This is a genomic window from Mesobacillus sp. ABV4_180 (assembly GCF_056158485.1).
Window position 1 is genome coordinate 2,020,646 of the sequence record NZ_JBSWTJ010000001.1, and the last position, 25,107, is coordinate 2,045,752.

The 25,107-nt window shown below is 40.6% G+C and carries 27 protein-coding genes; 12 read left to right on the top strand and 15 right to left on the bottom strand.

The window, feature by feature from the left end; all coding sequences use genetic code 11:
- The first annotated feature begins 21 nt into the window (after nucleotides 1-21).
- Together crcB and ACXAEA_RS10285 are read left to right on the top strand one after the other, a co-directional pair.
- Nucleotides 22-417 (top strand): fluoride efflux transporter CrcB, encoded by a 396-nt coding sequence (gene crcB / locus ACXAEA_RS10280; RefSeq protein ID WP_475095793.1) that lies wholly within the window; start codon nucleotides 22-24, stop codon nucleotides 415-417.
- Nucleotides 414-764, top strand: coding sequence for a fluoride efflux transporter FluC (locus tag ACXAEA_RS10285; RefSeq protein WP_475095794.1), 351 nt, complete (start codon nucleotides 414-416; stop codon nucleotides 762-764). Before crcB ends, ACXAEA_RS10285 begins: the two co-directional genes overlap by 4 nt.
- A gap of 45 nt (nucleotides 765-809) precedes the next feature.
- On the opposite strand, the gene abc-f is transcribed toward ACXAEA_RS10285, so the two are convergent.
- The 3 genes from abc-f to ACXAEA_RS10300 all read right to left on the bottom strand — a co-directional run bounded on the left by abc-f (nucleotide 810) and on the right by ACXAEA_RS10300 (nucleotide 3,998).
- On the bottom strand, nucleotides 810-2,528 hold the full coding sequence (abc-f, locus tag ACXAEA_RS10290) for a ribosomal protection-like ABC-F family protein (protein WP_475095795.1): 1,719 nt from the start codon (nucleotides 2,526-2,528) through the stop codon (nucleotides 810-812).
- A 391-nt stretch (nucleotides 2,529-2,919) separates the two neighbouring features.
- A complete protein-coding gene (gene yidC / locus ACXAEA_RS10295; RefSeq protein WP_475095796.1) occupies nucleotides 2,920-3,690 on the bottom strand; it encodes a membrane protein insertase YidC in 771 nt (256 codons plus the stop codon).
- Nucleotides 3,691-3,707: 17 nt separating this feature from the next.
- Nucleotides 3,708-3,998, bottom strand: coding sequence for a hypothetical protein (locus ACXAEA_RS10300; RefSeq protein WP_475095797.1), 291 nt, complete (start codon nucleotides 3,996-3,998; stop codon nucleotides 3,708-3,710).
- Between the two features lie 203 nt (nucleotides 3,999-4,201).
- Between ACXAEA_RS10300 and ACXAEA_RS10305 the strand changes: the two genes are divergently transcribed.
- A complete protein-coding gene (locus ACXAEA_RS10305; RefSeq protein WP_475095798.1) occupies nucleotides 4,202-4,519 on the top strand; it encodes a hypothetical protein in 318 nt (105 codons plus the stop codon).
- 96 nt (nucleotides 4,520-4,615) lie between these two features.
- Here the strand turns inward: ACXAEA_RS10305 and ACXAEA_RS10310 are convergent, their stop codons facing one another.
- From ACXAEA_RS10310 to ACXAEA_RS10330, 5 genes are all read right to left on the bottom strand, one after another.
- A complete protein-coding gene (locus ACXAEA_RS10310; protein WP_475095799.1) occupies nucleotides 4,616-5,194 on the bottom strand; it encodes a biotin transporter BioY in 579 nt (192 codons plus the stop codon).
- Nucleotides 5,195-5,352: 158 nt separating this feature from the next.
- Entirely contained in the window at nucleotides 5,353-6,084 is a 732-nt protein-coding gene (locus ACXAEA_RS10315) for an urease accessory protein UreH domain-containing protein (protein WP_475095800.1), read from the bottom strand.
- A 100-nt stretch (nucleotides 6,085-6,184) separates the two neighbouring features.
- The gene (gene pflA / locus ACXAEA_RS10320) at nucleotides 6,185-6,925 is read right to left on the bottom strand and encodes a pyruvate formate-lyase-activating protein (protein WP_475095801.1); all 741 of its coding nucleotides are present in this window, start codon (nucleotides 6,923-6,925) and stop codon (nucleotides 6,185-6,187) included.
- 84 nt (nucleotides 6,926-7,009) lie between these two features.
- Nucleotides 7,010-9,235: a formate C-acetyltransferase gene (pflB, locus tag ACXAEA_RS10325; protein ID WP_475095802.1), complete on the bottom strand. Its 2,226-nt coding sequence runs from the start codon at nucleotides 9,233-9,235 to the stop codon at nucleotides 7,010-7,012.
- 421 nt (nucleotides 9,236-9,656) lie between these two features.
- The gene (locus ACXAEA_RS10330) at nucleotides 9,657-10,106 is read right to left on the bottom strand and encodes a cupredoxin domain-containing protein (RefSeq protein WP_475095803.1); all 450 of its coding nucleotides are present in this window, start codon (nucleotides 10,104-10,106) and stop codon (nucleotides 9,657-9,659) included.
- Nucleotides 10,107-10,244: 138 nt separating this feature from the next.
- Between ACXAEA_RS10330 and ACXAEA_RS10335 the strand changes: the two genes are divergently transcribed.
- The 4 genes from ACXAEA_RS10335 to ACXAEA_RS10350 all read left to right on the top strand — a co-directional run bounded on the left by ACXAEA_RS10335 (nucleotide 10,245) and on the right by ACXAEA_RS10350 (nucleotide 15,064).
- A complete protein-coding gene (locus ACXAEA_RS10335; RefSeq protein WP_475095804.1) occupies nucleotides 10,245-11,441 on the top strand; it encodes a DHH family phosphoesterase in 1,197 nt (398 codons plus the stop codon).
- 204 nt (nucleotides 11,442-11,645) lie between these two features.
- Nucleotides 11,646-12,812: a D-alanyl-D-alanine carboxypeptidase family protein gene (locus ACXAEA_RS10340; protein ID WP_475095805.1), complete on the top strand. Its 1,167-nt coding sequence runs from the start codon at nucleotides 11,646-11,648 to the stop codon at nucleotides 12,810-12,812.
- A 163-nt stretch (nucleotides 12,813-12,975) separates the two neighbouring features.
- Nucleotides 12,976-14,346, top strand: coding sequence for an alkaline phosphatase (locus ACXAEA_RS10345; RefSeq protein ID WP_475095806.1), 1,371 nt, complete (start codon nucleotides 12,976-12,978; stop codon nucleotides 14,344-14,346).
- Between the two features lie 61 nt (nucleotides 14,347-14,407).
- Nucleotides 14,408-15,064 (top strand): DUF4352 domain-containing protein, encoded by a 657-nt coding sequence (locus ACXAEA_RS10350; protein WP_475095807.1) that lies wholly within the window; start codon nucleotides 14,408-14,410, stop codon nucleotides 15,062-15,064.
- A gap of 45 nt (nucleotides 15,065-15,109) precedes the next feature.
- Here the strand turns inward: ACXAEA_RS10350 and modB are convergent, their stop codons facing one another.
- From modB to ACXAEA_RS10365, 3 genes are all read right to left on the bottom strand, one after another.
- Nucleotides 15,110-15,769 carry a molybdate ABC transporter permease subunit gene (gene modB / locus ACXAEA_RS10355; protein WP_475098106.1) on the bottom strand — a complete coding sequence of 220 codons (660 nt, stop codon included), beginning with the start codon at nucleotides 15,767-15,769 and terminating at the stop codon, nucleotides 15,110-15,112.
- Nucleotides 15,770-15,775: 6 nt separating this feature from the next.
- On the bottom strand, nucleotides 15,776-16,558 hold the full coding sequence (gene modA / locus ACXAEA_RS10360; protein WP_475095808.1) for a molybdate ABC transporter substrate-binding protein: 783 nt from the start codon (nucleotides 16,556-16,558) through the stop codon (nucleotides 15,776-15,778).
- A 167-nt stretch (nucleotides 16,559-16,725) separates the two neighbouring features.
- A complete protein-coding gene (locus ACXAEA_RS10365; protein ID WP_475095809.1) occupies nucleotides 16,726-16,977 on the bottom strand; it encodes a YkuS family protein in 252 nt (83 codons plus the stop codon).
- 101 nt (nucleotides 16,978-17,078) lie between these two features.
- Between ACXAEA_RS10365 and ACXAEA_RS10370 the strand changes: the two genes are divergently transcribed.
- The gene (locus ACXAEA_RS10370; RefSeq protein WP_475095810.1) at nucleotides 17,079-17,210 is read left to right on the top strand and encodes a YuzL family protein; all 132 of its coding nucleotides are present in this window, start codon (nucleotides 17,079-17,081) and stop codon (nucleotides 17,208-17,210) included.
- 52 nt (nucleotides 17,211-17,262) lie between these two features.
- Here the strand turns inward: ACXAEA_RS10370 and ACXAEA_RS10375 are convergent, their stop codons facing one another.
- Nucleotides 17,263-18,882, bottom strand: coding sequence for an ABC-F family ATP-binding cassette domain-containing protein (locus tag ACXAEA_RS10375; protein WP_475095811.1), 1,620 nt, complete (start codon nucleotides 18,880-18,882; stop codon nucleotides 17,263-17,265).
- A 403-nt stretch (nucleotides 18,883-19,285) separates the two neighbouring features.
- Here ACXAEA_RS10375 and ACXAEA_RS10380 point away from each other — a divergent pair, with 403 nt between their 5' ends.
- Nucleotides 19,286-19,423 carry a hypothetical protein gene (locus ACXAEA_RS10380; protein WP_475095812.1) on the top strand — a complete coding sequence of 46 codons (138 nt, stop codon included), beginning with the start codon at nucleotides 19,286-19,288 and terminating at the stop codon, nucleotides 19,421-19,423.
- A gap of 148 nt (nucleotides 19,424-19,571) precedes the next feature.
- On the opposite strand, the gene ACXAEA_RS10385 is transcribed toward ACXAEA_RS10380, so the two are convergent.
- Nucleotides 19,572-20,171, bottom strand: coding sequence for an SCO family protein (locus ACXAEA_RS10385; RefSeq protein ID WP_475098107.1), 600 nt, complete (start codon nucleotides 20,169-20,171; stop codon nucleotides 19,572-19,574).
- Between the two features lie 125 nt (nucleotides 20,172-20,296).
- On the opposite strand from ACXAEA_RS10385, the gene ACXAEA_RS10390 reads away from it, so the two are divergent.
- Both ACXAEA_RS10390 and ACXAEA_RS10395 read left to right on the top strand, forming a co-directional pair.
- Nucleotides 20,297-20,695 carry a CidA/LrgA family protein gene (locus ACXAEA_RS10390; protein WP_475095813.1) on the top strand — a complete coding sequence of 133 codons (399 nt, stop codon included), beginning with the start codon at nucleotides 20,297-20,299 and terminating at the stop codon, nucleotides 20,693-20,695.
- Entirely contained in the window at nucleotides 20,658-21,356 is a 699-nt protein-coding gene (locus tag ACXAEA_RS10395) for an LrgB family protein (RefSeq protein WP_475098108.1), read from the top strand. The genes ACXAEA_RS10390 and ACXAEA_RS10395 overlap by 38 nt, the downstream gene beginning before the upstream one ends.
- Nucleotides 21,357-21,447: 91 nt before the next feature.
- Here the strand turns inward: ACXAEA_RS10395 and ACXAEA_RS10400 are convergent, their stop codons facing one another.
- Complete coding sequence (locus tag ACXAEA_RS10400; protein WP_475098109.1) at nucleotides 21,448-22,155, bottom strand: Crp/Fnr family transcriptional regulator; 708 nt, start codon at nucleotides 22,153-22,155, stop codon at nucleotides 21,448-21,450.
- A 660-nt stretch (nucleotides 22,156-22,815) separates the two neighbouring features.
- On the opposite strand from ACXAEA_RS10400, the gene ACXAEA_RS10405 reads away from it, so the two are divergent.
- On the top strand, nucleotides 22,816-24,741 hold the full coding sequence (locus tag ACXAEA_RS10405; protein ID WP_475095814.1) for an endonuclease MutS2: 1,926 nt from the start codon (nucleotides 22,816-22,818) through the stop codon (nucleotides 24,739-24,741).
- 69 nt (nucleotides 24,742-24,810) lie between these two features.
- Here ACXAEA_RS10405 and ACXAEA_RS10410 read toward each other — a convergent pair whose 3' ends face one another.
- Nucleotides 24,811-24,978 (bottom strand): XapX domain-containing protein, encoded by a 168-nt coding sequence (locus ACXAEA_RS10410; RefSeq protein WP_475095815.1) that lies wholly within the window; start codon nucleotides 24,976-24,978, stop codon nucleotides 24,811-24,813.
- Nucleotides 24,979-25,107: the final 129 nt, after the last annotated feature.

Below are 25,107 nucleotides of genomic sequence, written 5' to 3' on the forward strand. Positions count from 1 at the left end.
AAATAAAGGACGGTTATTTTATTGACATACATTGGAGTTGGACTGGGGGGGATGCTGGGGAGCCTTATGCGTTACCTGGTAAGCCTCAGTACGAGCAATATACTCAATAACGGCTTTCCGGCTGGAACATTAATAGCCAACCTGGCAGGTTCCCTGTTTTTGGGGTGGTTTACAAGTCGAGTGATTGCCAGAAATAGGCTCAATCCGGTGCTGGCTGCCGCTATCGGGACCGGGGTGACTGGATCATTCACCACTTTTTCGACTTTCAGTCTGGAAACCTTGACGTTGTTAGAGACAGGTCGGATTGGACTGGGGATTTTATATGTCCTTGTTAGTGCGCTCGGAGGCATATGCCTTGCTGCAGCAGGTTATAAAGCCGGTGCGGGCCTGGAAGAACCCAGAGAGGAGGCAAAATGATTTCATACTTTTTGGTTGCCTTTGGTGGCATGGCTGGAGCTCTTTCAAGGTTTCTTGTACAAAAAGCAATGCCGGTTAATATTCTCCCGACAGCAACTTTAACGGTCAATCTTTTGGGATCATTCCTGCTGGGCTGGATTGTAGGCAATGGAATCCAAGGGAACATGTACCTCTTTGCTGGTACTGGTTTCATGGGGGCATTCACCACCTTTTCTACCTTGAATGTAGAATTAGTGAAGCTTATTAACAGCAGACATAAAAAAGACTTCTTCCTATATGTTGCTTGTACCTATATCGGCGGAATCCTCAGTGCAGTATTGGGATTATCTTTGGGCAGGTTGATGTGATAAATGAAAAAACACCCGAGGGTGTTTTTTTCATTTTATTGAACCTCATGCCAACTCTCGTTTTTTCCTTAAGAGCTCGGATAGCATTTTATCAAGTTCATCATATGCAGGCTCATCTTTTTTTAGAAAAGATAGTCTGCCAATGACAGCATTGATTTCATTTTGCAGGATCATCAATTGTTCCTCTTTATCTTTTTTATCATGGCTAGAAGGGATATTGTTTTTGTTTTCTTTCATTCCGAATTCTTTCCTGATGATTTTCCCGTCATCAATCACAAGAAGTTTTTCACTGATTTTCTCGAGGAAATAAACATCATGTGATACGACTAAAATGGAGCCCTGGAAATCCGAAAGTGTTTTTTCAAGACTCTCGCTGCTGGCCAAGTCCAGATGATTAGTCGGCTCGTCAAGAATCAGCAGGTCGATTTCAGACAACAGCATCATGACAAGCTTTATTCTCGTCCTCTCTCCTAGACTAAGCTGGCCGATAGGGACTGTCAGCTTTTCTTCTGTAAGTCCAATATTGGCAAAAGTTGTCCTTGCTCTGCTAATCGATTCCCTTTCTGACAGTCCCATGTACTCTAATGCATTTTTTCTCGAAGGGAGGTCAGAGACATCCTGGCTTAGGTATCCAATTCTTAGTGACTCACTTATCCAAATCTCGCCGCGCGTCGCTTTCTCTTCTCCAAGCAATAGCTTAATGAGAGTAGTCTTGCCACTTCCGTTCTTTCCTAAGATGGCTATTCGCTCACCGTGATTCATATAAAAATGGCTATCTTCGAATAAACAGCGGCTGCCAAAGTACTTTGAAAGTTCACGAGCTTCGAGAATTCTTTTCCCCCTTTTTCTGCGTTCCTGGAATTCGAAGCGGACATTCGCTTTCTCTTTAGGCTGCTTTATTTCGTTCTTTTCGAGCTCCTGGTTCAGGCGTTTCATCTTCGATTTGATTTGGTTGTCTAATTTCTTCGCTTTCACACGATGGTATTCTTTGAATCCGATTTGCCTTCTATCGGACTCTGAACCTTGTTTCGTCGAATCTCGATGGGCTTTTTCCGACCAGTTCTTCAGGTTGGCGATTTGCTGCTGTACTTGTTGTTTATGTTTTTGCTGAATTTCGTATTGGTGAAGCTGCGATTCATACAGCCTCTTCTTTTCCTGGCGGTAAGCAGAGTAATTGCCTTTGAATAATTTTGTCTGGCCATCTTCGATTTCGATGATTTCCTTTACAGTACGGTCGAGAAAATATCTGTCATGGGAAATGATTATTACAGCTCCTTGAAAGGCTTTTAATTCATCAATCAGCCATTCAACACCCTGGAGATCGAGGTGATTTGTCGGCTCATCGAGTATCAGCAGCTCGGGCCTGCTAGCCCACACACTCGCCAGCGAAAGCTTCAGCTTTTCTCCGCCGCTCAATTGTTCCCAGTCAGGGTCAACCCAATCGATTGCTTTGCTGAGGCCTAGCTCACTTGAAAGCTGGAAAAGGCCATTTTCCATCAGAGCAATGGTGTTGTCGAATTCCTGAATTGAATATTCGGTTGATTGCTTTAGATAGCCGATGTTGACACTGCCGTTAAAAGTTTCGATCATACCCTGATCAGGGATGATACTCCCGTGAATGATATTCGCCAATGTAGTCTTTCCCGCACCATTGCTGCCCACGAGCCCCATTCGGCTTCTTTGTTTTATATCGAATTCTGCATTTAGGATTACTTGTTTTTCATTGAAGCTCTTTTTAATACCTCTTATTTTCAGTATGGTCACAAAAAATTCCACCTTTCTTGATTAGATCTACAGATTAAAGGTGAGTATTTTATCCATCAAAAAAACCTCCCAGGTGTCCCCGGGAGGTTCTGCAATGCATTCACAATGGATTTAACCGACACAAAACAGGCATGTAACTGCTATGGCAGCATGCTTGATTAGGTGAATTAATCGTATGGGAACGGCAAATGAGCAGACTAATCCTATTTTCCGGGCAACACGTTTTTTCATATTAGAAAAATCGGGCAGAAAATAAGATTAGTATTTCATCGGCTCTTTACCATTCCCTTCAAATATCATTAGTTCAAATTATACTGTGAGGGGAATTCTACTGTCAACCATAATATTCCACATAAAAAAGCCTGGGATGATTAATACCCAGGCTTCACATTTAGATTTGTTGTCCCACTTTTGCAGGAGTTTCTTTTGCGGTATAAATTTTTCTCGCCAATAACGTTTGTACAATCAGGAACATCCCGCCAACTGTCCAATAAAGAGGAAGGGCAGAGGGAGCATTCAAAGAAAACATCACGATCATGATCGGTGACAACAGCCCCATGAACTTCATTTGTTTTTGCTGTTCCTCCGTCATATTGGACATGGAAACCTTAAATTGTAAATAATAAATCAGCCCTGCTGCTGCTGTAATCCATATATCTGAATGTCCCAGGTTGAACCAGAGGAAGGTGTGGCTGGCGATTTCGGCAGAGCCGCTGATCGCATAATAAAGCCCCATTAAAATCGGCATCTGGATCAGCATCGGCAGACAGCCAACTGACAGAGGGTTAACACCGTGTTTTTGGTAAAGGCCCATCATTTCCTGCTGCAATCTCCGCTGCTCGGCAGGATCCTTTGTTTCTTTCAGTTTTTTTTGTATCTCATCCATTTCTGGCTTAATAAAGCCCATTTTTTCTTTCATATTCTGCTGGTTTTTATACTGTCTTAACATAAGCGGCATTAATACCAGTCTGATTAGCAATGTAATTAAAATGATCGCCAAACCATAACTTCCGCCAGTTAACCCAGCAAAGACATGGATCAGCCAGGTGAAAGGATTTATAAAAGTTGTCTGGAAGAATGAGCCCTCGCTAGTAAGAGCCTGGCATCCAGTTAATAACATCGGTAATAATAGCACGAACATAAGTGTGTAAAGCTTCTTCATTTTTCTCCTCCTAAGGATTAGATCGTTTTCATGATAGGAGAAAAATGAATATCTTCATCACCTGGATCAATTTTAATTTTTATACGCTTAAGGATTTCCAAATGAAAGCTCGTCCCGAGATCAGCTTTATTTTTAAACGCTGTTTCAGAAGCGGAGGGCTTAAAGTTAACCTCCATGAAGCACGAGTCGATAAATGAGGTGTCATTGATCATCCACAGTGCGGACATCGACATGCTGATCAGCAGAGTCAAATAAACACTGTACACCGCTGCCGTATCAACGGATTGAGCATATAATTCCAACAGCATGCCATCACCTCCGATTACTAACACATTAATTAAGTATATTGGAAGAATCCCTTTTTATCAATTGGACATTAAATATACGAATTACTTTAAAAAAGTTTCACTTCCAGAGATTGTAAAGTGGCGGATGGTTTCGATTATGATAAAAATGGCTAAGTATATAGAACAAATATTATAAAAGCGCCTATTCGAAAGGGGTAGCGATTATGAAAATAGTATACGGGCTAATGATCAATTCAGGTGACGCTGATGAGATGCTGTGGGATCATGGAGTATGGGAAACAGAGGAAGCTGCGAATGAATTTATAGAAAACGAAATGTCAAATATCAGCGGTGTATGGGTTAAAGAACTGAAGGTGAACGACGCGATACCGGATGCAGCAGAAGATGCAGGTGAAGAAATGGTCGAATGTGCACTATGCGCCATTGAATATAACAGGGAAGACGTGAATACCGAGGATTATGATGAAGCGGTTTGCATTAATTGTGAACCTGGTTATAAGGAGAATATGAATATAGCATAAAACAGGTTCAGCCAACGGATGTTGCATGGCAGTCATGTATAGTTTAATAAGAACACAAGAAAGGGGGCCAGGATTAATTGATCCTGGCTTTATTGCTTAAGCAGATTTTGAGATATTATTTTGTGAAAATGCCAGAAGTCTGGCTGATTCAAGTCTGTTTCGGACAAGGACTCCAATCCATGAAGCAAGTGCTGCTTTTATGATTCCGACTACGATGAAAGGTGTAAATCCAGCTGCAAATGCAGCCGACCAGGACATCTCCATTGCGATCTTAAGCCATACGGTACCGAACACCAGGGTAATCAACATTCCAATGATGTTCCCAATCATAGCGTTCATGAAATTAAATGAAGTCTTTTCAAGTACCCAGCCAATCATAAACGCTGCAGGTACAAAACCTACTAAGTATCCACCTGTAGGGCCCACAAGCTTTGAAAACCCTCCTGAAAATTCCGCAAATACCGGCACTCCTACTGCTCCTATCGTTAAATACAGAAGAACTGATAATGTACCATAACGAGAACCAAGTATCGTTGCGGCTAAACCAATGGCCAATGTCTGGCCCGTTATCGGAACAAGTGGAAGCGGAATGGTAATTTGAGCCAGTACCCCGATAATAGCTGCAAATAAAGCCGTAATAATCATCATCCTCAGTTTCAATTGTTGTTTGTTCATTGCTCGTTTCTCTCCTTTTGTTAACTTATATGTATTTTGGTTCACATTAAAACTTTAATATTCTCTGATTTTTTTGTCAATAAGAAAAAATTTATAAAACATATAAGTAAGAAGGACTTAAACTATGAATCAGAAAAAAAGCTGACACCTAAGTCAGCCTACACCCAATATGTGATTGTATCTAATATGCCAATGCTAATTAACATATACCCAGCTGCTTTTTGTACAACGGATCCCAACTTTCGACTCTTCCTCATTAATGAACCATTAAGGCCCATATATGAAATGATTCCAGCAAATATAATCAGTGGTATCGAAGTGCCTACTGCAAAAACAGATGGCATTGCTGCCCCGTATGATGATCTGAGAGCAATAGGCATGAGGGTGAAAAAGTATAAGGAAAACATCGTTGGGCAGAAAGCGATCGAAAGGCTAACGCCCATAAGGAAAGAACCTTTTTTGCCGTTTTCATTCCATTCAGGAAGGATGGAGTTAAACCGGTCAATCCAACGAAGTGCAAAGACACCAATAAGAGACAGGCCAATCAAAATGAATATTGGGCCCATCAGTTTTCGGAACCAGGAAAAAATACCTGGAAGGATCTCCTGAAAACTCTGTCCAGCAAGCCAGACGGTAAGGCCAAGCAGTGAGAAAACAATCATCTTTCCAAATATGAAAAAAGCTATTTCAATCCATTGGCTTTTTGTCTGGAGGCTTCGGTTTCCATAGTAGGTAATGGCCCCGATGTTTCCTGTCAGCTGGCAAGGAGCAAGTGCACCAACAAGCCCCAACAGGAAGCTTGCCAATAGCGGGATTTCTTCAGTCTGGTTGACCAGAGTAAAAAAAGGACTGCTTAGAAAGTTGCTTACTTCAGTAAAAAATTGATACATCCGATTCCTCCGTTATCAGCGATTAACATTATGATACAAGAAATTTATCAAAAAGCTATGCAGAAAAACAGCAGGAATTTAATCCTGCTGTTAGATAAATCTATATGGCTTTAGTATGGGCAGTCAACAAACCATAAGCATGGTTTACTGCATCATCACCTGGCGGCTCAATATCTTTTAGTGGGTACTCAAGTCCGAGAGCTTCCCATTTATACACACCAAGTTTATGATATGGCAAAACCTCAATCTTTTTAACATTTTCAAGTGTGCCAATGAACTGGCCTAATTGTGAAAGATCCTCAGTATCATTCGTAATGCCTGGTACAAGCACATGGCGAATCCAGATTGGAATCTGATGAACTGATAGGTAACGGGCAAATTCTAGTATATGATCATTGGCCATTCCTGTCAGTTTGATATGTTTTTTTCGGTTAATGTGTTTTATGTCTAATAGAATCAGGTCTGTATATTTCAGTAGTTCTGCCAGCTGGTCCTGGAATAGTGGAGCGCTTGAATAACAGCCCCCTGAAGAATCAATCGCAGTGTGGACTCCCAGTTTTTTGCATTCCTTAAAAAGTTCTGTAATAAATGGAATTTGTAAAAGGGGTTCACCGCCGCTGACAGTGATGCCGCCTCCAGATGATTCAATAAAAGGCAGATAGGACTTCAAATCATCAATGATTTCGGAAACAGACATTTGTTTACCTGTGCCAATCTCCCATGTATCTGCGTTATGGCAAAATTGGCAGCGCAGCAGACATCCCTGTGTGAAGATGACATAGCGTATTCCGGGTCCGTCCACGGTTCCGAAGGTTTCGATAGAATGAATGTTTCCGATCATGATGATTTCTCCTTTCTATTAAACAGGAGCCCAAAAAGGGATTAAAAAAACTCCTGTTGATGCCGCCATTAGCGGGGCAATCCATTACATGGATTCATGGAAAGTACGGTTGATGACATCCATCTGCTGTTCGCGAGTAAGCTTGATGAAGTTTACGGCATATCCGGAAACTCGGATTGTCAGCTGCGGGTACTCTTCAGGGTGTTCCATCGCATTTAACAAAGTTTCTCTATTAAACACGTTTACATTTAGGTGATGGCCATCCTTGATGGCGTAACCGTCAAGAATGGAAACAAGATTGTTCGTACGGCTTTCTTCATCTTTTCCGAGTGCTTTTGGAACGATGGAGAAGGTGTTTGAAATGCCGTCCATGGCGTAGCTGTATGGCAGTTTTGCCACAGAAGACAGGGAGGCGAGTGTTCCTTTCGTATCGCGTCCGTGCATAGGGTTAGCACCAGGCGCAAATGGTTCACCAGCACGTCTGCCGTCAGGAGTGTTGCCTGTCTTCTTGCCATACACTACGTTTGATGTGATCGTAAGGATTGACATAGTATGCAATGAGTTCCGATAGGTCGGATGCTTGCGAAGCTTCGTCATGAAGTTCTTTACTATCTCAACTGCTATGCTGTCTACACGGTTATCGTTGTTGCCGTATTTAGGGAAGTCACCTTCTGTTTCAAAATCAACTGCAATGCCATTTTCGTCACGGATCACTTTAACCTTTGCATGCTTGATTGCACTCAGGGAGTCGGCTACAACACTAAGTCCGGCGATTCCGGTTGCCATTGTGCGAAGGACTTCTGTATCATGGAGTGCCATCTCAATTCTTTCATAGCTGTATTTATCGTGCATGTAATGAATGACATTTAGGGTATTGATATAAAGTCCTGCCAGCCATTCCATGACGTGATCGAATTTCGACATCACGTCCATATAATCAAGCACTTCGGAAGTGATCGGGTTGAAGGCCGGTGCTACCTGGACCTTTAATTTTTCATCTACACCCCCATTGATGGCGTAAAGCAAAGCTTTTGCAAGGTTGGCACGTGCACCGAAGAACTGCATTTGCTTACCTATTTCCATTGCTGATACACAACATGCAATACCGTAGTCATCTCCATATTCACAGCGCATAAGGTCATCGTTTTCGTACTGGATTGAGCTGGTTTTGATGGACATCTCAGCACAATACTTCTTAAAGTTTTCAGGCAGGGCAGGGGACCATAAAACAGTCAGGTTAGGTTCCGGGGCTGGCCCAAGATTATCAAGTGTATGAAGGAAGCGGAAAGAGTTCTTTGTTACAAGGGATTTACCGCTATGTGCCATGCCGCCGATTGATTCGGTTACCCAAGTAGGGTCACCGCTGAATAATTCATTGTAATCTGGAGTGCGGGCAAATTTGACTAATCGAAGCTTCATAACGAAGTGGTCGACAAGTTCCTGCGCCTCCTGCTCTGTTAATGTCCCGTTTTGCAGATCACGTTCAATGTATATGTCAAGGAATGTTGCCACACGGCCAAGGCTCATCGCTGCACCGTTTTGTTCTTTAATTGCTGCAAGGTAGGCAAAGTACACCCACTGGAAGGCTTCTGCTGCGTTGGATGCTGGCTTGGAGATGTCATATCCATAACTCTCTGCAAGCTGCTTCAATTCATTCAATGAACGGTATTGTTCAGAAATTTCTTCTCTCAGGCGCATTGTGTCCTCAGTCATGACACTGCTCGTCATTCCATGGTCTTTTTTCTTTTGTTCCATCAAGAAGTCGACACCGTAAAGTGCGACCCGGCGATAGTCGCCAATAATGCGCCCGCGGCCATATGCGTCAGGTAGGCCAGTGATAATTCCTGCTTTTCGTGCCTGGAGCATTTCCTTTGTGTAAACATCAAAGACACCCTGGTTATGAGTTTTGCGGAAATCGGTGAAGATTTTTTCTACTTCTTTATCCAATTCATAGCCATATGCTTCACAAGCAGCTTTCGCCATGCGAATACCGCCGTAAGGCTGCATAGAGCGTTTGAATGGCTGATCTGTCTGGAAGCCGACAACTTTTTCCTTGTTTTTATCAAGGTAGCCAGGTCCATGTGAAGTAATGGTAGAAACAACTTTAGTATCCATATTGAGGACACCGCCGTTATCACGTTCCTGCTTCGTTAACTCCATTACTTGATTCCATAAAAGGTTTGTTTCCTCAGTTGCTCCTTCAAGAAAATTTGCATCGCCAGTATACTCATAGTAATTTTTTAATATAAAATCCCGTACGTTGATTTCTTCCTGCCAGGTACCAGTTTTAAACCCTTTCCATTGTTCCATTATGGTTCACCTCTAGTAATTGTTTATATAACAGTTATCACACTTTCATCATACTACGACTGAAACAGATTTAGTGTGACAGATTTGTGAAAGTGTGAACAATCCTTGAATAATGAGTGTTTGCTGTTTAACCAACCTGCTGAATTTGGAGGCTGTACTATAATTGGGAGGTGGTTTTCCGTAACTGTTGTATGAAAGTATGCTTCATATTTTCAATCGTAACAGCAATTGTTTTCACTGTGTTTATGGGGTTTTGTATGTTTTGTGTCAAAAAGAAAAAACAGGATACAAAATCCTGTTTTCTGGTGGGATAGGAATTTATAGAATTTTTCGGTTGTGTATAACCGCAGTCAGAAATCTTAATCTAGCTCCAGAGCTTGCCGGGCTGAACGATGCGCTTGCGCTTTTTGTTCTAGCCTAATCAGTCAACCACAATATATGCGATCATGGGGCCATTATTTTCTGCTGAAGGGTGCGTCATGCAAATTAGCCTATAGGTTCCTTCCTTGTCAAATTGTAATGGTATCACAGTGTTTTCTCCCTTTTTTACGACCCCTTTTATATCTGTTCCTTCAATGATGAAGGGATGTTCTTTTCCATTTACTCCACGGATCACCAAGCGGACTTTTTCACCCTTTTCCATGATGATCGTTCCAGGATCCCAACGATAGGCTTCAATCTCTTTGCCGTCATCAGTTGAAGATTTGAACTCTCCTGTAACCATGTGGATCTCACGGATTTTATCATTTTGCCCTCCAATTGCGGGTGTTGCATCAGGCTTTAAGCTCATCCACAAGGATCCAATGATGGCAATAAAAACGATAAGTGCGAATAAATATATAGCCCTTTTTTTAACCACAAAGAAATGCATTAAATCAACTCCTTTATATCCTTTGTAAATGTTATGCTAATCCCTATGGAGAACTTGTCTATTTTTTTAGAAATTTCTTTTGTATAGATTAGTACTGTAAAAACACACTATAGATTAGATTAAATCAAGGAGGAAGCTATGTATCGTTTATTTACGCATAACGATTTGGATGGGGTAGCCTGCGGAATTTTATTTAAGCTAGCCTTCGGAGATAAAGCTGAAGTAAGGTATAACTCAGTTTCAGGGCTGAATTACCAGGTTCAACGCTATTTCGAAAAGTTGAATGACCGAATGAAGAAAGAAGATCACCTTTATATCACTGATTTGTCAGTCAATGAGGACAATACGGAAAAAATAAATCAGTTCGTGAATGAAGGGGGCAAGGCGAAGCTTATAGACCATCATAAAACTGCTTTGCATTTCAACGACTTATCTTGGGGCTTCGTAAAAATAGAAGACGAAGAAGGTACGTTGACTAGTGCTGCTTCATTGGTATATGCGTATTTGGTGCAGGAGGAACACCTGCAAAAAAATGGTTCTCTTGATGAGTTTGTAGAGCTTGTCAGGCAGTATGATACGTGGGACTGGGACATTCTCAAGAATTACAAAGCTAAAAACCTGAATGACTTATTCTTTTTGATATCGATAGAAGAATTTGAAGAGCGAATGATATCTCGTTTGAGATCTGGAGACGCTTTCGATTATGATGACTTCGAAGTAAAGCTTCTTGAAATGGAAGAGGATAAAATCGAACGTTATATCAGGAGGAAAAAGCGGGAGATTATCCAAATCGAAACGAACGGGTTGTTTGCCGGTATAGTACACGCAGAGTCTTATCATTCTGAATTGGGAAACGAGTTAGGTAAGGAGTATCCACATCTTGATTATATTGCTATCCTCAATTTGGGTGGAAAGAAAATCAGTTTCAGGACAATCCATAATCATGTAGATGTTTCAGCGGTTGCAGGTGAATTTGGTGGGGGAGGACATGCGAAGGCTTCTGGGTGTTCTATGAGTGCAGAGGCCTATAAACGCTACATTGAACAGGCTTTTCCGCTTGATCCGATCAAGCAGGATGCGTTTAAAAACACCTATAACCTGAAAGAATCTGACAAAGGCTGTTTATATGAAGATCGTGAACGGAACCTATTTTTTATCTTCAAGGAAGGAGAGCGATATTCCGTTTTAATGGAAAATAATGAACGTACAGTCCCGTTTGAAGATTTTGCGGCAGCAGAACATTTTTTAAAAAGGAAGTTTGGTGCAGCACTTGCCAGGGATGAAATATATTTCGGTTATCTTGAATCCTACATTTATGGTTCTTTAACTAAATAAAACCCATCATTTGATGGGTTTTTTTAATGGATGAGGCGTGGCTTGGATTGAACATATAGCCATTTCGAATCGATTATCGCTTATAAAAAAGTTTACACACATTTTTTTAAAGTTCCATTTATATTAAAATTAATTAACATTGCAGAAAATTCGACATCATTCTGCTAAAATATATTGGGAGAAAAGGATACTGGATGTGTGTGGATGAAACAATTTTTGGCGTCATTATTGATGATTTTGATTTGCATTAATTCTTTTAATGGAACAGCACGAGCTGAGGATTCAGAACCAGAGCTGACTTCAGAGGCTGCAATCTTGATGGATACTGAGTCAGGAGCAATCCTCTTCGGAAAGAATGAGGAAACCAGGATGTACCCTGCAAGCCTTACAAAGATTGCTACAGCAATTTATGCAATGAAAAAGGCTGATTTAAATGAAAAGGTCATTGTTAGTGAAGAGGCAGTAAGTATTGATGGCACAAGAGTTTATCTAAATCCCGGGGAGCAGGTGACCTTGAAAAAGCTGATCCAGGGAATGATGATTAACTCTGGCAATGATGCAGCATTGGCAATTGCCATACATTTGGATGGATCGATTGAAAATTACTCGAAAAACATAAATGAATTTCTTAAGTCCGAAATCGGGGTTAAAGCAACCAATTTTGTAAATCCTCATGGTTTATTCGATGAAAATCACTATACAACTGCAAAAGATTTAGGGATGATGGTTAATTATGCAATGAAAAACACCGATTTCCGTGAAATCTTTGGAACAAAACAATTGGCCTGGGATGGAGAATCGTGGGACACTACAATTCTTTCCCACCATCGGATGCTAAAAGGAGAAATCCCGTATGAGGGCGTTACGGGAGGGAAGACGGGTTTTGTAGACCAGTCAAAGCAGACGCTTGCTACCACAGCTGAAAATGGAGAAATGAAATTGACAGCTATCATGCTGAAATCGGAATATAAATTAAAAATCTACCAAGATACCATTAAGCTATTTGAATATGGTTTTGCCAACTTCAGGCACTCACAAATTAAGAAAGGTGAGGAATTCACCAGCGGCAAATTAAGATTCAAAGCCTCTGAAAACATATCCTTAACCGAGCCTATCGAGCAAGGCAAGAGAGTGATCGATGACGAAGGTGTGTTGATTGTGCAGAATGGAAAGGGTGAAACGATTCAATCAGTTGAATTATCACCATTGATAAAAAAGAAGCCTGAAGTGAAAAAGACTACCCAGGAACCTAAGCAAAGCAGCATGTTTTCACTGAATAAAATTTTAGGAGCAGCAATGCTTTTTCTAGGAACTGCTGTTTGGATATTGAACAAGAGACAAAGAAAGAATAGAAGGTTTAGAAGCAGGTGATGGTCGCCTGCTTTTTGTTTTGGTTGAAAAAGGGGATTGTTAATGCTGGGTTGTAAAGAGTCTTAACATGGTCTTAATCTTTTTTTACATAGAGTTAATCATAGATTAATAGATACGCTTTATAGTTGTCATTGAGTTAAATAACTTTTCTGGAGGTCTTGAAATGATTAAAGCAAACTTTAAGAAGAAGATTCTCCCGATCGCTGTTCTTTCCACTGTAGCGTTCGGCAGCTTGGCAGGTACATTTAATGCAGAGGCAAAGAGTGAAAATAAATCTAACCAAACAGAAATTAAAAATGTAATCTTTTTAATTGGCGACGGAATGGGCTTGTCTTATACTTCGGCTTATCGTTACTTGAAAGATAACCCTGAAACATCAGAAATGGAGAAAACTGAATTTGATAAGTATCTTGTCGGAAACCAGATGACATATCCAGAAGATCCAGCGCAAAATGTAACAGATTCGGCAGCAGCAGCAACTGCAATGTCTGCGGGTATTAAGACATACAATGCTGCCATTGCTGTAGACAATGACGAAACACCTGTTAAAACTGTTCTCGAAGCAGCGAAGGAAAATGGCAAAGCAACGGGTCTTGTTGCAACATCTGAAATCACACATGCAACGCCTGCTTCATTCGGCGCGCATGATGTCTCAAGAAAAAATATGAATTCGATTGCGGATGACTATTTTGATGAAATGATCAATGGCGAACATAAAGTTGATGTCATGCTAGGCGGCGGATTGAGCAACTTTGTGCGTGGGGACAGGAACCTTGCTGAAGAATTCAAAAATGCAGGTTATAGCTATGTTACTGACAAGAATCAAATGATGGAAGATAATAACGAAAAAATTCTTGGCCTATTTGCGGAAGGCGGTATGCCGAAAATGATCGACCGCGAAGAGACTACCCCTTCATTGGCAGATATGACAACATCAGCAATTGAAAGGCTGAATAAAGATCAAGACGGTTTCTTCCTGATGGTTGAAGGCAGCCAGGTTGACTGGGCTGGCCATGATAATGATATTGTTGGAGCAATGAGCGAAATGGAAGATTTCGAGAAGGCGTATAAGGCAGCAATCGAATTTGCGAAAAAGGACAAGCATACACTTGTCGTGGCGACTGCCGACCACTCAACTGGCGGATATTCCATTGGTTCTGATGGAGTTTACAATTGGTTTGGTGCTCCAATCAAGGCTGCTAAACGCACACCTGACTTCATGGCAGCGGAAATCAAAAAAGGTGCTGGTGTTGAAGAAACACTAAAGAAGTATATCGACCTTGAATTAACGCCGGAAGAAGTATCATCAGTCAAGGAAGCTGCGGCAACTGGAAAAGAACGTGACATTGATAATGCAATCGAAAAGATTTTTGATCTTCGTTCACACACTGGCTGGACAACTGGAGGACATACGGGAGAAGACGTTCCTGTATACGCATTCGGGCCTGGTAAAGAGCGTTTCTATGGACAGATTGATAACACAGACAACGCAAAGAACATTTTCGATATTCTTGAAAAAGGAAAAAGAAAATAATCTGCAGCTCTCCCGCTTGGTTGCCGCCAGGCGGGAAATTTCTTAGAGAAGGGGTTTCTCAATGAAAAAATACATCGCTTTATTGCTGGCGGCTTCAATCATATCAGGGTGTTCGACAAATGGTGAGGATGGAAAGAAAGAAATAAAAGCAGCAGAAGAAGGTCGAACGAAAGAAAAAAATACTACTGCCAATGATTATTCCGCAAATCCACAAGTAACGGATGACAGGACATTGACGAAAGCAGGAGATACCATCACGGACCGAAAAGGGGACCTGACCCTGAGGGCTGTAAAAAAGGTTGATAAAAGCATAAATATCGGAGGAATTCACTACAAAATCAATGAGGTAAAACTACTTCATTTCGTTCCGGATTATAGTTTGATCGATTTTTATCATCCATTTACACATGATGAGGAATTCAATTTTGTAAAAGTGGAAATTGAGATGGAAAACAATGCAGAAGAAGGCTATCATTTCGCGCCTGTTGCAATGATGAATATTAATGGTTCTATTCATAAGACATGGGAAGATGATTTTTATCTTGAGGAATTGAACGGTGAAATATCCCCAGGGCAAGTAAAGAAAGGGAATATCGGGTTCATTGTAGATGAGTTGGACAATCTGGATAAAATCGATATCATGACTGGCGACCTTGTAGGCATGGATAAAGAAAAAAAGGCTGAACCGGTGAAGTTAACAATTGAACTTGAATCATGAGAAGGTGCCATGGGAAATCCCATGGCCCTTTCTTTTAAACTAATTTCAGTTTGTTTTTATAAGTGAGGTTGAATAAAGCATTACGAAGGAAATGACTGCCATAGAGATTACCCAAAACCATGCGGAACCCATATTCCCGGACTCGATCGCAATATAGATGGCTGTTGGGACCGTCTGTGTTTTGCCTGGCAGATTCCCTGCGAACATTAGGGTTGCTCCGAATTCCCCCAGTGCCCTTGCAAAACTCAGTATTCCACCTGTAATCAGAGTTTTTGCAGATAAGGGCAGGGTTACATAAAGAAATACTTTCCACTCGTTTGCTCCATCTACCCTTGCAGCCTCTTCGGCTCCTTGATCAATAGAAAGGAACCCGGTTTTTGCAGACTGATACATAAGCGGGAAAGCAACTACAGAGGAAGCGATGACCGCGGCCCACCATGTAAACATGATGGGACCTCCAAAAATATTTTCCACCATCATCCCAATAGGGCTGTTCACACCGAAAATAATAATCAATAAAAAACCAACTACTGTCGGGGGCAAGACAAGGGGAAGGGTTATTAGTGTTTCTAGGGCCGATTTGCCCCAAAAACTTTTCCTTGATAAAATCCTTGCAGCAATAGTCCCAAAAAAGAATACGATGAAGACGGAGATGGTTGCAATTTGAAGTGATAGTTTGATTGGTGTCCAGAATTCGATTGTCATCATAAATCAATCCAATGCTGCTTGAAAGCCATATTTTATAAAAATCTCCCTAGCTGCTTGTTCCTGGAGAAATGCCAGGAAACTCGCAGCCTCCTTGCGATTTTTAGAGGCGGCCACCACCCCTGAAGGATAAATGATTGGATCATGCATATCCTGGGTATCGATTGTGACAGTACTTACTTTATCAGAAATCAGTGCGTCTGTTTTATAAACGATTCCTCCATCAACATTGCCTGTTTCAACATAGGAAAGAACCTGGCGCACATCTTTTGTGTAAATGATTTTGTATTCGAGCTGATCCCACATGGCGGCAGATATGAATGTTTGTTTGGCATACATACCGGCAGGAACAGATTCAGGAGTGCCAATGGCTATCCTTTTGACCTCTGGATTAAGCAAATCTTCAAGCGAAGAAATAGCCTGTTTGCCATTGGGCGTGATTAATGTTAATTCATTTGCCAGCAATTTCACGCTGTGCTTCATATCAATCTTGCCTTCATCCAGAAGCATGGAGAACTTGTCCTCTGCTGCAGATATGAAAAGGTCTACTGGCGCGCCCTGTGTAATCTGCTGTTGTAATGAACCGGATCCGCCGAAGTTGAAGATTAAATGTATATCTGGATTTTCTTTCATATATAATTGTCCGGCTTCTTCAAGTGCATCCCGAAGACTGGCGGCTGCTGATATGGTCAGTTCCGTTTTTCTTTCGGCTTTATCAGCTTCACAGCCTGATAGTATCAAAGTTAGTGTAACCAAAACCCAAATGGCTGTTTTTTTAAACGTTGACATTCTCTCAATACAGCTCCTGTTTTAAACATAATCAATAACTATAACTGATTATATCGAAATATGGAGACGAGGGCATGGAAAAAATATCACAAGTTAGTGAAATGAAGAAGGGAATGGGGGAGATGACAAAAAAACTGCCTATTTTTCGGCAGTTTTAGTGAAAATGCTTATTGACTTTGTCCTGTTTTCTGGTCGATCTGTCTGCAAACCTCATCTGCGGAAAGTCCGTTTGCCTCAATGACTGCACCTTGTATTGAAGCATCCTGCATTCCCATAACATTTGAATCAATGCCACTTACTACACAGCAGTCGCATCCCTGTGCATCAGCCTCTGAACGTAAATCGACTACATCATAGCCTTTTTGGCGCAATGCTTCAGAAATGTTTGTCAAAGATTGCTCTACACCTACTCTTGTCATCAATTACACCTCCTCACTCATATAAGTTGTCTCCTTTGGAATAAAATATTCATCTGGCAAAACAATAGTAAGGCAGTAAAGTCTGGCAGGGAGGTGCAAACATGTCAAAACGCAAGAAAGATCCTTCAACAATTGGCTTGAATTCCATGCAGGTCGAAGGGCAGGGGACTACTACAAGTGAGACAGGAAGCAGAACTGCTTCTTCTTCAAGACGAAAGCAGAAAAAAGATTAAGAATAGGAATCGAAAAAATCCCCCCTGGATTGAATCCAAGGGGGATTATATATTATGCGTACATATCAGAAATTTGTTTTTGAAGTTCCTGGTTTTCCAGGTATTCATCATAAGTCATTTGCTTATCAACTAATCCAGCTGGAGTGATTTCCATGATTCTATTCGCGATTGTCTGGACGAATTGATGGTCATGGGAAGAAAACAGCATGGAACCTTTAAAGTTGATCATACCGTTGTTCAATGCTGTAATAGATTCAAGATCCAAGTGGTTCGTTGGTTCATCCAAAAGCAACACATTCGCACCAGATAACATCATTTTTGAAAGCATGCAGCGAACTTTTTCGCCTCCAGAAAGTACACTTGCTTTTTTGAGAACTTCTTCTCCTGAGAAAAGCATGCGTCCAAGGAATCCACGAAGGAAGCTTTCACTGTCATCCTTAGGTGAGAATTGGCGAAGCCAGTCAACAAGAGTCAAATCGCAACCTTCGAAGAACTCGGAATTGTCCTTGGGAAAATATGCCTGAGATGTTGTTACACCCCACTTATATGTTCCGCTGTCTGCTTCCAATTCTCCGGTAAGAATTTTAAACAATGTCGTGATGGCAAGTTCATTTTTTCCAACAAGGGCGATTTTGTCATCTTTATTCATGATGAAACTGATATTGTCCAATACCTTTACACCATCAATTGTTTTCGAAATACCATCTACCCTTAATAAGTCATTGCCGATTTCACGATCGGGAGTGAATCCAACGTATGGATATTTACGGGATGACGGTTTGATATCATCCAGAGATATCTTATCAAGGAGTTTTTTACGTGAAGTAGCCTGCTTGGATTTAGATGCGTTTGCGCTAAATCTTGCAATGAAGGCTTGCAACTCTTTGATTTTTTCTTCTTTTTTACGGTTTGTATCCGACTGCATCTTCAAAGCAAGCTGGCTTGATTCGTACCAGAAGTCATAGTTCCCAACATATAGCTGGATTTTGCCAAAGTCAAGGTCAGCAATATGTGTACATACTTTATTCAGGAAATGACGGTCATGGGAAACAACAATGACAGTATTCTCAAAATTGATCAGGAATTCTTCAAGCCACTGGATTGCTTTGATATCAAGGTGGTTGGTAGGCTCGTCAAGAAGAAGGACATCCGGTTTCCCGAAAAGAGCTTGAGCAAGTAGAACTTTGACTTTTTCCCCACCGCTGATCTCTGCCATCTTCTTTGTATGAAGATCCTCACCGATTCCAAGACCCTTAAGGAGGATTGCTGCTTCCGATTCAGCTTCCCAGCCATTAAGTTCGGCAAATTCACCTTCCAGTTCAGCAGCCTTCATGCCATCTTCATCTGTAAAATCAGCTTTCATATAGATTGCATCTTTTTCCTGCATAACTTCATATAAACGGGCATGACCCATTATGACAACTTTTAATACCTCAACTTCTTCGTATTCGAAATGATTTTGTTTCAGGACTGCAAGTCGCTCGCCAGGGGTTAAAAACACGCTTCCAGCCTGAGGCTCGATTTCTCCTGACAAAATTTTGATGAAAGTTGACTTGCCCGCACCGTTCGCGCCGATCAGGCCATAGCAATTTCCAGGTGTGAATTTGATATTGACCTCTTCAAATAGCTTGCGGTCACCGTATCTCAAGCCAACATTTTGAACTGTAATCATTTATTTTATAGCCTCCATTTATATATATCCCAAAGATTATATCATGTTTGACTAGCGGTAGCGAATTCTTTTTATATGTAAGCGGATGAACTTTAGGCCGAATGAAAATTCTTTGTTTTCTTAAGAAGAAATAGACGATTATCAAAAAGTATTTAATATTATTTGTGAAAAAATAACAATTCCTGACTAATGTGTTTTTTTACAAACAAAATTGGGAAAAGGCAATAGTAAAAATGAAAAGCTTGTAATTTTTCAGGTATCAGAGAATGGTTAAGTTGTACATTGGGAAATTTGTGAATTTTTTTCGGGAGACTGTGTCAATTTTTTTGCTCGATTTCACACATTTTTCATATTTTTCATGTAGAATAAAGATAGACAAAGACGGATAAAAGGAGTTTTTGAAATGGCTAAAAAGCAGCTGGTTGATTTTGTTAACCGCTTAAAGGAATCAGGGATAAAAGTCAGCTTTACAAAGCCAAAATCAGAGTTTTTCTCCCTGAAAAAGACTGAAAAACATCCCAGAACAGTAAACTCACATTAAAGATTAGACTGTTTATTTCGTGTCATGGCGGTTTCTGCCACTCAGACAGCCGTACATACATCAGCCAGCACGAAAGCAGCCTATATGTACAAATGATAGCAGATAATAGAAAAAGCGGTGTCTTTGCACCGCTTTTTTCTTGTTTAAATTATAATTCCTCCATAATGGTTTCAAACGCTTTGTCTTTATTGAACTCTTCGCCCATAGGGAATTTTGTAATGAATTTATTGTTTTCGTCAACCAGGTACGTGAAGGTACTGTGTACGTAAAAGCCGTTTCCTGGATCGCGATATTGGAATTTAAACGTATCTGCAACCTGTTTGATTTTTTTCTGTTCTTCCAGCGTATTTTCTGGATTACCGGTTAAGAAGATCCAGTTCCCGTCATTTTCCAGACCGAAGTTATCCATATATTTTCTCAATACTTCAGGCGAATCACGGTATGGGTCAATGGTTATTGTAATGAATTGGACTTTATTGCCGTAAACGCCTTCCTGGACTAAATCTTTTTTTAATAAGTTCATTTTTTGGGTTGTTGTAGGGCATATATCCGGGCAATGGGTATAAATGAATTCTACCAGTTTGATTGTATCGGTTTCATTTCCAAAGGTATAACTTTTTTCATCCATTGTCACGAGTGTGATGTCATCTGGAATTTTTGCATTGGCATCCCGAATGAGAAAATAGGAAATTCCAGATGCGATGCCAATCAATACGACAATTGTGCTTATTAGGTATATTTTTTTCATCATGCAAGCCTCCCCCTTATAAGATATAAAAAATACGAGGAAAATCATATGGACATTGTGTGAACTATGAAAACAGATATTTTAATCATATTAATTTTGAAACATGTTAGGAAAGGTGAATGGTGTTGAACTCAGTAAAAATTTTAAAATTCATTTTGCAGACCGCAGTCTTGATCATCATCAATAAAGCAGGATTTTACATAGTTGAACATCTTCATCTTCTCATTCCGGGAAATGTCGCAGGGTTGATCATATTATTTTTGCTGCTCTGGACAAAGATTGTACGTCTGGAGTGGATTGAGGATGCCTCGAATTTTCTGGTCAGGCATTTGTCATTCTTTTTTGTTTCAATCTCAGTTGGTCTGATGACTCTGGGAGGATTAGTGGCGGCGAAAGGGATACAGCTTATGATTATCTTGATTTTGAGTGCTATTGCAGGCATGGCTTTAGCGGGAATTACCTCAAATGCACTTGCAAAGAGAAAGGATGGTGGAAAAGCTGGAGACATTCATAACAATTTTTAGTGTTTTCATTACACTTTCAGCCTATATTTTTTCCAGGAATGCTGCAGTGAAATATCCATCTCCTCTTACATCACCGGTATTCTTAAGCACTGTGTTAGTCATATTTATTTTACTTGTTTTCAAAATACCATATAAGGAATATGCTCCTGCAAGTGACATTATGACATACTTATTGGGACCCGCAACTGTTGCTTTGGCCGTTCCGCTTTACAAACAAAGGGGAATAATTTTCGTCCATTTGGTCCCTGCATTGGCAGGTTTATTCGCGGGGACCGTCTCGACCATAGCATCAGCCGTTGTTATAGCCAAATTAATGGATTTATCGAATACTATAGTTCTTTCTTTAACAATAAAATCCATAACAATACCTGTAGCCTCTGAGGTTTCTAAGATCATAGGCGGGGATGATGTTTTAGTGGCGGGATTTGTCATGATTACAGGGATGTGCGGAGCAATGTTCGGACCCTGGTTATTGGATCTTCTTAAAATTGCAGATCCTTTTTCCAGAGGTCTGGCAATCGGCACGATTGCCCATGGTATTGGCACTGCAGAAGCGGTAAGGGAGGGAGAACTGCAAGGGGCAGTATCCGGAGCTGCAATGGGCATGGCAGCCATTATCACTTCTATTGCACTGCCAATAGTACTCCCGCTATTATTATGAAAGTTTTATCTATGAAATAATAACTCATCCAAGTAATGAATATTTTCGAGGATAAAAGAAAGGAAACTCAGAGAGCTTCCTTTTTTTGTATTTATTCAATATTACAATATTCAATTGGGCAATTTTCACACTCAATCTGCTGTTTTAAATAGTTCAAATCATGGATGATAATCCGCTTCTTAGTAATTGATACAATGCCGCTGTCTTTTAATTCCGCGAGCATTCGGCTTACGCTCTCCCTTGCAGTACCACAATAATTTGCTAAGTCCTGGTTGGTGATTGGTATGGTTATATGTACACCATCTGCTTTTTTGATTCCGTAGCTATTGCAAAGTCGGATCAGGGTTGAAAATAATGCTCCCTTTTTACCGTGAAGGACAAGATCGCGAAATTTCGTGATCGTTTTACGAATATGGTCGTTCATCCACTTGAGGAACTGATAGGCAAGCTGGCTGTTGTTGAATAAGGTTTGTTCGAGGTTTTCAATATTGATTGCTGCGGCTTCACCATCCTCCAGTACCTTTGCGTTGAACAAATACCGGGGTTCAACGGTAAATAGTGTGAGTTCTCCTACGATATCATTTTCCTTGCATAACCTTAAGTATAATTCCTTTCCTTCAGCGTTCATTTTAGAAATCTGTACTTTACCTGACAGTATAATATACATTTCTTTTGCTTCCTGACCTTCGCGGAAGAGGAAATTGCCCTTTTTGTATTTTACGATTTTTTCAGATGCTTTTATTAATTCACTAATTTCATAAGTTAGATTGATTTGGTTTTTATGGTCGGCCACACGAATCCCACCTTTTCCGTCCCTTATTTAACCTTATTTAAATGAAATATAAACAACAGGTCAATAGAGAAAATGTGAACATTCTGTTTAAAGCATCTATTTTTGTGTTCAATTGGAGAAATATGGTTGACTTAGATGCAGTCTTTGAAGTAACCTAGGAGGGAAGATAATTTGTATATGAAGGAGTATGTTTTATGTTAGGTGTCGTTCTTAACTAACCGTTAATTTAATACGGTCGATCCAGACTTTTTTCAAAAAGCCTTGTCGAGGGTTTATTTGACTATGCACCTGGGTTGAATGTTAAGAATGAACATAGTAAAGCATGCTTGAAAACCGTAAGCAGAAGCTGTGTGCATATACACAGCTTTTTTTTCGGTAATGATGCCTGCAGATCAGTCTGCGAGGGATTTTTGAAGCCGCTTTGGAACTTTGTTCCATTGCGGCTTTTTTTTACGAAAAATTAGAAAGCATTAATTTTACTTCGAGAATTTTCCAGCTCCATCGCCTAGACCCTGGAGACGCTTGTCTAGCTGGGGCTGCAAACTCCTCGAGACGCTTCGGTCCTGCCAATGAAGTCAAAGAGCGACTTCACTGTCAGGCCCTCCAGCGTTTGTTGGGGCTGACCAAGGCGCTTCCGCTTTTCTAATATTTAAGGAGGAATAAAAATTGAACGAACAAACTTTTAATGTACTTGGATATGACAATATCAAGGAGGAAATCGCTGCTTATGCAATAACTGATTTGGGCAGGCAAAAGGCCAGGGAAATGCTACCCTCTGTCAATTTAAAGCAGATTACATCCTGGCAGGAGGAATTGAGTGAAGCGATTGAAATACTGAAAGCCAGTGCTAGTGTGCCCATTCACGGTCTTGATGGAATGGAAGCAGTTTTGAAAAGCTTTAACAAAGGGGTGCCTCTTCGGCCTGAGCAATTGAACATGCTTCTTTCTTTCCTGGACACATGCAATAAGATCAGGCGTTTTATGAAGGACAAAGAATATATTGCTCCAAGAGTATCTGCATATGTGTATGGGATTGAAGAACTGCCTGAGCTTGCAGCGGAAATTCAAAGGTGTATACGAAACGGGCAAATTGATGATTATGCTTCAAAAGACCTCCTAAAGGTGAGGAAACAAATTGCAATTCAGGAAGAACGATTAAAGGAAAAACTGAACCAGCTGCTGAAATCCGCTAAGCTTAAACCATTTCTTCAGGAAGCTGTCATCAGCCAGAGGAACGGTAGATATGTCATCCCAGTTAAGAAGGAGTATCGGGTCAAGGTAAAGGGGGCAATTATGGATACTTCGGCATCCGGTTCAACCTTGTTCGTAGAACCGCAAGAAATAGCCTCCTTCCAGGAACAGATGGAGTGGCTTTATATGGAGGAACAAGCAGAAGTGGAAAAAGTACTCATCGCTTTGACTGGCCTAGCGGAGGAAAAAGAGAAAGAGATTCGACTTGCAATGGAAACGATGGTCCATTATGACTTCTTGTTCTCAAAAGCAAAGTATTGCAGATCCATTGCAGCAAAAAAAGTAAAAATAGAAGACAAATCCGTCATCGTATTCAATGAAGCGAGACATCCGATGCTTGGTCAAAAAGCGGTTCCGTTAACGATTGAAATCGGCCGTGATTATCAAGCACTTGTCATAACAGGTCCGAATACAGGCGGTAAGACAGTATCAATCAAAACTGCAGGCCTGCTTGTATTAATGGCGCAAAGTGGGCTGCATTTACCTGTTGAAGAGGAAAGCACCAGCGGAATATTTCAAAAAGTGCTTGTCGATATAGGGGACGGCCAAAGTATTGAGCAGAATCTGAGTACTTTCAGTTCCAGAATTGTTAATATCATTGATATTTTAAAAGAAGCGAATGATAAGACACTCGTATTGCTGGACGAACTTGGTTCTGGCACCGATCCGGGAGAAGGGATGGGGCTTGCAACAGCAATCCTAGAAAATCTGAATAACAAAGGCGCAACTTTGTTTGCAACAACACATTATAGTGAAATAAAGGACTTTGCTGACCAGCATGAAGATTTCATGAATGGCTCAATGGAATTTGATCTTGAAACCCTAAAGCCTACCTACCGGCTCCGTATTGGAAAAGGAGGAGAAAGCCAGGCATTTGCGATTGCCCTTAAACTCGGCATTCATCCAAAGTTAATAGAACGGGCTCATACAATCACCTATAAGGAACCAAAGAACTATACGGATTTATTTGCCGATGATCCTTCAATTTTACGATCAATGGATCAGCAAATCATTTCCAACAGGCACAAAGGGAAAAGACCATCTGCAGATAAAAAGCCAGTTATCCAATATCATATGGGGGATAGTGTGCATATATTAAGTCTTGGTGAGCTGGGTATTATCTATAAAGGACCTGACAGTAATGGGAATTATATTGTTCAGTCCAGAGATGGAAAAAGTGAAGTTAACTACAAGCGTCTCAAGCTGAATGTACCAGCGTCTGAGCTCTATCCTCCAGATTACGACTTTAATATCATATTTGAGTCAAAAGAGAACAGGAAATTGATGAATCAGATGAACAAAAAGCACATAGATGGTATTGGTATTCAACGTGAGCTGTGATCATGCTAAGCGATATTGATTCCATCATCAAAAAAATCCACGGAGATTTCCGTGGATTTTTTTATATAGTTATTTAAAATAATTTAAAATCCAATCACCAAGTAATCCGCCTAAATATACTCCAACAATTCCAAGGACACCTGCAAGAACGGGTGGTGCCGGTAGAGGAAGCTTTAAGAATTTAAATATAACCCCTACTGCTAATCCAGCAACTAAGCTTAAGATAATTTCTTTCATGTTTTCACCGCCTCTGCATAGCAAGAGTAATAAAATCTTAATGGGTGAGCAGACGTCTGATCACTTAATTCAACATTATTTTACCATTATGAATATTAAATGAAAACGCTTTATTTCAGGTTTTAGTTT

Coding starts and splice junctions, on each gene's coding strand:
- ACXAEA_RS10285 (WP_475095794.1), top strand. CDS start 414: ATGATTTCATACTTTTTGGTTGCCTTTGGTGGCATGGCTGGAGCTCTT.
- yidC (WP_475095796.1), bottom strand. CDS start 3,690: ATGAAGAAGCTTTACACACTTATGTTCGTGCTATTATTACCGATGTTA.
- ACXAEA_RS10300 (WP_475095797.1), bottom strand. CDS start 3,998: ATGCTGTTGGAATTATATGCTCAATCCGTTGATACGGCAGCGGTGTAC.
- ACXAEA_RS10305 (WP_475095798.1), top strand. CDS start 4,202: ATGAAAATAGTATACGGGCTAATGATCAATTCAGGTGACGCTGATGAG.
- ACXAEA_RS10310 (WP_475095799.1), bottom strand. CDS start 5,194: ATGAACAAACAACAATTGAAACTGAGGATGATGATTATTACGGCTTTA.
- ACXAEA_RS10315 (WP_475095800.1), bottom strand. CDS start 6,084: ATGTATCAATTTTTTACTGAAGTAAGCAACTTTCTAAGCAGTCCTTTT.
- pflA (WP_475095801.1), bottom strand. CDS start 6,925: ATGATCGGAAACATTCATTCTATCGAAACCTTCGGAACCGTGGACGGA.
- pflB (WP_475095802.1), bottom strand. CDS start 9,235: ATGGAACAATGGAAAGGGTTTAAAACTGGTACCTGGCAGGAAGAAATC.
- ACXAEA_RS10330 (WP_475095803.1), bottom strand. CDS start 10,106: ATGCATTTCTTTGTGGTTAAAAAAAGGGCTATATATTTATTCGCACTT.
- ACXAEA_RS10335 (WP_475095804.1), top strand. CDS start 10,245: ATGTATCGTTTATTTACGCATAACGATTTGGATGGGGTAGCCTGCGGA.
- ACXAEA_RS10340 (WP_475095805.1), top strand. CDS start 11,646: ATGAAACAATTTTTGGCGTCATTATTGATGATTTTGATTTGCATTAAT.
- ACXAEA_RS10345 (WP_475095806.1), top strand. CDS start 12,976: ATGATTAAAGCAAACTTTAAGAAGAAGATTCTCCCGATCGCTGTTCTT.
- ACXAEA_RS10350 (WP_475095807.1), top strand. CDS start 14,408: ATGAAAAAATACATCGCTTTATTGCTGGCGGCTTCAATCATATCAGGG.
- modB (WP_475098106.1), bottom strand. CDS start 15,769: ATGACAATCGAATTCTGGACACCAATCAAACTATCACTTCAAATTGCA.
- modA (WP_475095808.1), bottom strand. CDS start 16,558: ATGTCAACGTTTAAAAAAACAGCCATTTGGGTTTTGGTTACACTAACT.
- ACXAEA_RS10365 (WP_475095809.1), bottom strand. CDS start 16,977: ATGACAAGAGTAGGTGTAGAGCAATCTTTGACAAACATTTCTGAAGCA.
- ACXAEA_RS10370 (WP_475095810.1), top strand. CDS start 17,079: ATGTCAAAACGCAAGAAAGATCCTTCAACAATTGGCTTGAATTCCATG.
- ACXAEA_RS10375 (WP_475095811.1), bottom strand. CDS start 18,882: ATGATTACAGTTCAAAATGTTGGCTTGAGATACGGTGACCGCAAGCTA.
- ACXAEA_RS10380 (WP_475095812.1), top strand. CDS start 19,286: ATGGCTAAAAAGCAGCTGGTTGATTTTGTTAACCGCTTAAAGGAATCA.
- ACXAEA_RS10385 (WP_475098107.1), bottom strand. CDS start 20,171: ATGAAAAAAATATACCTAATAAGCACAATTGTCGTATTGATTGGCATC.
- ACXAEA_RS10395 (WP_475098108.1), top strand. CDS start 20,658: ATGGTGGAAAAGCTGGAGACATTCATAACAATTTTTAGTGTTTTCATT.
- ACXAEA_RS10410 (WP_475095815.1), bottom strand. CDS start 24,978: ATGAAAGAAATTATCTTAAGCTTAGTTGCTGGATTAGCAGTAGGGGTT.